The organism is Nocardia sp. NPDC060220 (assembly GCF_042727815.1).
In the GTDB taxonomy this organism is placed as follows: Bacteria; Actinomycetota; Actinomycetes; order Mycobacteriales; family Mycobacteriaceae; genus Nocardia.
Map to the genome: position 1 here is coordinate 1 of NZ_JBHWZY010001308.1, position 1277 is coordinate 1277.

At 57.2% G+C, this 1277-nt stretch carries 1 protein-coding gene; it reads right to left on the reverse strand.

Features of this window, described 5'->3' with window-relative positions; all coding sequences use genetic code 11:
* On the reverse strand, window positions 1–1276 hold a 1276-nt coding region (locus ACFWF3_RS36300), incomplete at its 3' end, for an ATP-binding cassette domain-containing protein (protein WP_379318711.1).
* Between the last annotated feature and the right edge of the window lies 1 nt (window position 1277).

Sequence of the window (1277 nt, forward strand, 5' to 3'; positions counted from 1 at the left end):
GCCCTATCGCGACCACCGTCATTCCTAGCGACTTCAGATTTCGGAAAATTCTGCGCTCGCTCTCGGCGTCGACCGCACTGGTAGCCTCATCGAGTATCAGGTACGAGGGTTTCCTTACCAGCACCCGCGCCAGCGCTATGCGTTGCCGCTGTCCACCGGATATGCCTGAACCACCATATCCGAGCAGAGTTTCATATTTCATCGGCAGCGCCATAATGAATTCATCGATCAACGCTATTCGAGCAGCTTCGCGAACTTCTTCTAGCGAGGCATTTTCGTTACCCATTTTGATGTTATTCAGAATACTGCCCGCGAGCACCGCACTGTTCTGATCTACATAACCGATGCGTCGACGGAAAGCAATACGATCGATCTCATCGAGGCTGACGCCTTCGATGCGAATGAAGCCGGATTGCTGCTGCAGAAGCCCGGCCATCAGTAGTCCGAATGTTGATTTTCCCGCTCCGGACGGCCCGGTGATCGCGACAAAGGAGCCACGTCCAAATCTCCCGTTCAACCCGGAAATAACGGGATCAACCTCGCCCGGGTAGGTGTATTTCAGGTCGGATACTGTCACCTCGGGGGCAATGTCGAGGGCGGGGAACTCGCCTGCCGCCGACTCGCTCGGTGCACTCAGAACGTCATCGATGCGAGATAGCTCTGGCATCATATCGACCAGGGTGGACGCCGCGAACGCAATATTGCTCAGAGAGACGAACAGGCCCGCGCTCACCGCGCTCAGGGTCACCGCATCGGCAAGTCCGGCGGTCGAATAGCTCGCAGAGACCCAGCCGGCCAGAAGTATCACCAGCGGCGTCGCGAATTGCAACGTCGATATCAACGCGGACATCGCGCCTTCATGTCGTCGCTTTCGGGTCCCGGCGGATAGTTCGTCGGAGAAGGCATTGAACCACTTGGCTCGGGCTATGCGCTCCGCCCCGAGAGCCTTGACTGTCTGAATATTCGACAAGATCTCCTGCGAATTGCTCGATGCGGCGATCTGCGCTTCGAGCGCATCAGCGGACAACTCACGCTGCCGAGTCCAGGATGCTCGGATGATGATCGCGAACAGCGCAACGCAGAAACCTGAAACCAATGACAGCCAAATGTTCCGAGAAGCGACCACCGCGATGTACGCGACTACGAGAACCGCGTCGAATGCAGCTCCGATGGTGGTCACCGATGCAATGTGTTTCAACCGGGAAGCGGATCGAGTGCGATAGGTGAGGTCGCCAGGGTCGCGAGTGAGGAAGTATTCGAGCGGAAGTCGAAGCAGA